Origin of the sequence: Defluviimonas sp. D31, assembly GCF_033436765.1 — a bacterium.
In the GTDB taxonomy this organism is placed as follows: Bacteria; Pseudomonadota; Alphaproteobacteria; order Rhodobacterales; family Rhodobacteraceae; genus Albidovulum.
This window is the reverse complement of sequence record NZ_JAWQFN010000043.1, coordinates 1-5,269: the sequence shown is the minus strand read 5'-3', so window position 1 is coordinate 5,269 and position 5,269 is coordinate 1. Positions and strand designations below refer to the sequence as shown.

The 5,269-nt window shown below is 58.0% G+C and carries 2 protein-coding genes and 3 pseudogenes; 2 read left to right on the top strand and 3 right to left on the bottom strand.

Translation table 11 applies throughout. From position 1 onward, the window contains the following. Positions 1 to 76, bottom strand: a pseudogene (locus R5H32_RS20605) (IS6 family transposase); the annotation flags it as partial. Positions 77 to 322: 246 nt separating this feature from the next. On the opposite strand from R5H32_RS20605, the gene R5H32_RS20600 reads away from it, so the two are divergent. Next, positions 323 to 808: a helix-turn-helix transcriptional regulator gene (locus tag R5H32_RS20600; protein WP_318340513.1), complete on the top strand. Its 486-nt coding sequence runs from the start codon at positions 323 to 325 to the stop codon at positions 806 to 808. Between the two features lie 67 nt (positions 809 to 875). Here the strand turns inward: R5H32_RS20600 and R5H32_RS20595 are convergent, their stop codons facing one another. Further along, positions 876 to 1,262 carry a hypothetical protein gene (locus R5H32_RS20595; protein WP_318340512.1) on the bottom strand — a complete coding sequence of 129 codons (387 nt, stop codon included), beginning with the start codon at positions 1,260 to 1,262 and terminating at the stop codon, positions 876 to 878. 1,078 nt (positions 1,263 to 2,340) lie between these two features. Beyond that, positions 2,341 to 3,513, bottom strand: a pseudogene (locus R5H32_RS20590) (IS5 family transposase). Between the two features lie 83 nt (positions 3,514 to 3,596). Here R5H32_RS20590 and R5H32_RS20585 point away from each other — a divergent pair. Then, a pseudogene (locus R5H32_RS20585) lies at positions 3,597 to 3,737 on the top strand (transposase); the annotation flags it as partial. Between the last annotated feature and the right edge of the window lie 1,532 nt (positions 3,738 to 5,269).

Sequence of the window (5,269 nt, the reverse complement as noted above, 5' to 3'; positions counted from 1 at the left end):
GCTCGTGCAGCAGGTCCTCGACGTTACGGAGCGAGAGCGGGAAGCGCACGTACATCATCACCGCCAGGCGGATGATCTCAGGCGAAGTCTTGAAGTAGCGAAAGGGCCAGGCTTCGACATCATGCGACGCTAGTCGGCGCCCTGCCTCGCCGCAAGCTAGGTTCCTCTGACACCGCCTTAACGGGGCTTCTGGCGGCGCAACCGTCCGAGATATCCGCACGCTTTCGGCTAATTCGGCGGCGAGCCTGTCCGGATAATTGGGACATATCTACATCTAGCCATAGGCAGAGCGGGCGAGGTTCAATGCGAAGGCGAGGCGCGCATGACAGGCGATGACTTGAAACGGGAACGGCTCGAACGCGGGTGGAGCCAGCGCGACCTGGCCCGCCGCGCCGGGCTGCATCATCGCTCGGTGCAGTATTGGGAAGGGCAAGCGGAGATTGATCCGCTCGCCCACGCTGTCCAGGCAATAGCGCGGGCCTTCGGCTGGCGAATTTCCCCGCACCAATACGCACGCGCGCGATATGGGGTCTTAGATCGCGAGGCGGAGCTTGCCGCCATAGACCATTATTTCGCGGGGGCGCTGCGGCGACGGCTGCGCCGGATGGTCAACCGCCGCGTCATCTGCGGCGCCAAGACGCGCAAAGGCACGCCGTGCCGGTCGAAGTCCGAGCCGGGCCGGAAGCGGTGCCGGTTCCATGGCGGCAAGAGCACGGGGCCGAGAACTCGGGACGGCTTGGCGCGTATTGCAGAGGCGCAGCGGCGGCGCTGGGCCCGGTGGCGGGCCGGGCGGGCAGCACCAAAATAATTGCCATGTCTAGAAACCGTTTCGGTCGGCTTTGAGCCCAAAGCGGACTATGGAGCGATAACCAATTTCAATAAAGGCTGGCCAAGAACTGAACGACAAGGAATAAGAAACCGGCTTCTACCGCTAGTGAGTATGGCCTTTTGATTCCTGCTTTCTCGAGAGAAAGCGAAAGCAACCGTGCGGCGACCCCAAGCAAGGCTGGAACGCAAAAATAGACGAACCCAGCGAACGCAAGACTAGCACCTGGTGTGAACATAACGACGCCGAAGAATAGAGCTGGCAGAATGGCGAATATTGAAAATGCGGCCAGCTCCCTGAAGCTCGCTGCGAACATTGGAATGACGCTCACAAGCAACGCGATTAGTTCGAATTCATATTCGCCGATGGCAAATAGCCCCGGCAACAAAGCCTGCACGATAATAATTGCAACGGGGATGGCTGCCAGAAGACTCAAGGCAACTTTGCCACGAGTGAACATTGGTGGCTTCATGTTTTCTAAGGACCTTAGCTTTACTTACCGCACCGGTATTCGGATTGTACAAATGAGTATAGCGATCGCGAGGTCGATCTCTTTGATGAGGGTCAATGGCTGCTTCGTCCCGCTAAGCGGACTGACCCGGCTTGCAGGCACCGCCAAAACAATCAACGGAAATCAATGTTGGGGCGACTGCTCCCGGATCAAGGGGTAGATGAATCTCTGCGGCCTGCTGGCTTGGGACCGACGCGGGCATTGGGCGGGTATAAACCGCAACATTTTTTCGCCGCGTCCAAGGCCATACGGAATCGGAATGGCGGTCAAAATGGGGGATTAAGCATATCGATCCAGAGCTAAGATATTGAATTTAATAGATTTATTTAGGTGATATGGCGGAGACGAAGGGCGCAGGAGGTTTCGAACACCCCCTTAATATCATTGATTTACAGCAACTTACAGCGCTTCATTTGGGGCTGTGTTACTTACATGTACCGTTTGTGTAACCTCTTTCACGCCCCGTGGAGGGCGCACTTTGAAAAGCATGATGCTGTGATTTGATCATATTTTCCGTTTCCTGCCGTCCAAGAGCCGCCTGAGGTGTTCAATGTAGCCGCTAACCGAAGAGAGAGAGACCCTCAGTACGTCCAGACAACCCGCTCGCCTTTGATGCCAGGCCACACGGTCTCCGGATGTTTCTCATGCACCCAATTCAACGGCGGACCACTTGTCGCCTTGCAGAGGGCTAAGGCATCCTCTTCAATGGCAGAAAAGCCATAGTCCCAACGACTTGAGTGCCTATCGGTAGTTCCGCTTGCTTCTGGCTTTCATACACGCTTAAAGATCAATTTGACCAGTGTACATTACTAATGGGTTAACGCGAACCGATGACCACCGTTGCTAATCGCTTAAGTCGAACGTCGGGTGAACACAGGTCTGCATTAGCAGGCTGATGAAATAGTCGAGGAGCCGGAACGGTTTCCCGTCGGATGGACTGGCGGCCTTGGACCTTGAGCCCGTGTCGGCGAGTGGCATGCGCTTCCGATGCCGGTGTTCGATGTCACGCTGCCAGCATCCGGGGCAGTCGGGCGAGGTTGTTGGCAGCCATTGTCAGGATGAAGCGGGAGCGCACCCGTTCGATGCCGCGATAGACGGTCTGGGCCATGCCGCCGACGGTCTTGGCCCAGCCGAAGGCCTCCTCGATCCGCTTTCGGTTCCTCTGGGACAGGGCTTAGCCCTCGTGTTGGGTCGTGCGGCCGTCGATTGCTGAATATCGCGATTTCCGCGCGACATGCGGAGTCACGCAGGCTTGCCGAAGGTCGGCGACGAACTCGGCCACGTCGAACCCCTTGTCCGCACCCAGCGTCAGCCGCCGGGTCGATCCGGGCGAATGGCGATGGATCATGTCCAGCGCGGCGCGCCGTTCGGCATGGCCGTCGGCCCGGGTCAGATCGCCCTGCACGATCAGCCCGCTGCGGTTCTCCATCAGCGCATGCCCCATGAAGCACAGCATCGCGCCGGTGCCGGGGGACTTCCTGTAAAGCCGGGCGTCCGGGTCGGTCGTCGATGCGTGGGTGGCGTTCGAACGCTTCTCGCCCCGGAAATCGACCTCGGCGTTGCGGTTCTGGCGGGTGGGGCGTGGCATCGGGGCGGTCTCGGCTTCGGTCGATTTGGCCTGGTCCTCGGGGATGGTGTCAGATGCGGGCGGATCGCCTGGACCCTCATCGTCGGGCGGCGCGCCCTCGGCCTTCGGCTGGAAGCTCTTCATCGAGGCCCAGGCCTTGACCAGCGTGCCGTCGACGGAGAAATGCTCATCTGACAACAGTGGCGCCACCTCGCGATGGTCCAGGATCGCCGCCATCACCTTGCGCGACATCTCCGTTGTCAGCAGCCGGTCGCGGTTCTTGGTGAACACCGTCGGCACCCAGACCTGATCGTCGATGCCCAGCCCCACGAACCACCGAAACAGCAGATTATACTGCATCTGCTCCATCAGCTGCCGCTCGGACCGGACCGAGAACAGGATCTGGAGCAGGCTGGCCCGGATCAGCCGTTCCGGCGCGATCGAGGGACGGCCGAAATCGGTGTAAAGCGCCTCGAATTCAGCATCCAGGCTGGCCAGCGCCTCATTGACCACCTGCCGGATCTTGCGCAACGGATGCCGCGCCGGGATGCGCGCCTCCAGATCAACATAGCTGAACAGCGACTCGCTCGCCGTGTCCGTCCCGCGCATCATAACCCCCGCCGCTATCGTGCCGAGGGTGAATCATATTCCCCAAGCCGCGTCGAGGATGGACTTCTTCAGCAGCCTGCTAACGATGGCGCAAGCAGTATGGCGGGATGGGAACCGACCAACTGAAGGAACTCAAACGGCTTCAGAAGGAGAACGAGCGGATGAGGAAAGCCGTGTCGGACCTGACGCTGGACAAGCTGATCCTGACAGAGGCTGCACAGGGGGGCAGGTCAGGCCACTTAGCGTATTTCGATCTGATCCGGAGAGAGCAGTATGATTTGTGGCTTTCCTTTGTAGAGTTCAATAGTACCGCTGATTGCCACGGACTTGCCCTCAAGTTCACGGATTCCTGGAAATCGGCTGGCACTGTTTCTGAATATGACGGCATAGAATACGTGGTTGGGAAACCGACCGCCAAAATTGATGAAAGTCGTCCCTCCGCTGCTCGTCGAAACTTGGCTAACGACACCCTTAATTGTTGCATGGCTTCCGACGTAGAAGGCAGCGTCTTGCGGCGGGATGACGTCGGCATTGACAGAGGTAGCGAGGAGCAGCGCAAGCCCCACGGTGGAAAGCAAGTTAGATAGATATCGCATGAAAACTCTGTGTCTGTTTACCATGTCAGCAAAGCTGTAAACTCTGCTCTCCAACAATCAAGCCATCTTTCCAGCGGGAAAGTCGGGCCAATCAAGCGCATTTCAGTGCATTGCATCACGTATCGTCAACCGATCTCGCCATGCTACCGCACCCCATGCTAACATCCTCTGATGTCTATGAATCCGAATGATTTCGCAAGTCTGATTGACAAGATTGATTCTGCTCTGAAGAGCGGACAATTGAACTCTTGGCAGTCCACCTATCTGTCGGATATGCGGACAAAGCTCAACAGGTACGGCACCAAGACGCGCCTCAGTGAAAAGCAAGCCGCGAAACTTCATCAGATTGTAGCTGCCCATGGCGCCACAAGATCCCGGTTTCATCCCAATGTAATTCCATTCAAGGCGGCCACGCCTGGACACACACCGCGGTCTCTGAGTGCATCCAAGTTAAACTCAAGACAACTGCGGCGTTGGCGCTTGACACGGAGCACAAGGTGGTCCGTTGTGGCGCTCGCCCTAGCGGCAGCCCTTTGGGCCATACAGAGGGCCGATGGCACCAGTGTCGATCCGAACAGCATCTCAACCCAGTATTCCGTTCGAGCACTGGCGCTCAGCGATTTCTCAGTGACGGACGGCGATACCATACGTGTGTTTGGAGACAACGCTGGAACGCGCTTAGTCGGCTTCAATACGCCTGAGACATTTGAACCTCGATGTGCTGCCGGCTTGGAGCTTGGTAGACGAGCGACGCAGCGGCTCACTGAGCTCGTAACGAGCGCCAAAGCCATTGAGCTTCAAGTTGTTCGTTGTGCATGCAAACCCGGCACAGATGGTACCGACGACTGCAACTATGGTCGAAGCTGCGGTGTGCTTCGCGTTGACGGGCAAGACGTCGGCCCCATTCTAATCTCCGAGGGTTTGGCAGCGCCCTTCTACTGTGGGGCGACCAGTTGCCCACCGACTCCTCGCCCTTGGTGTGACTAAACCCGTTTAGGTCCGATTGCCCTGAGCCTGACATGCCACGAGGGTGCTGTCAGACGGATTCGAACTAGTCTCCGAATGGACAGTGAGCCTGCCCCTTATGCGGCGCCGAGTTGACGCCACTCGGCGAGAGCGGCGGCGCGGTTCTTCTTGAAATTTGCCCTCGAGTAGAAGCT

What these genes read in the sequence shown, in the direction of transcription:
- R5H32_RS20600 (WP_318340513.1), top strand. Translation starts at nt 323, where the DNA reads ATGACAGGCGATGACTTGAAACGGGAACGGCTCGAACGCGGGTGGAGC.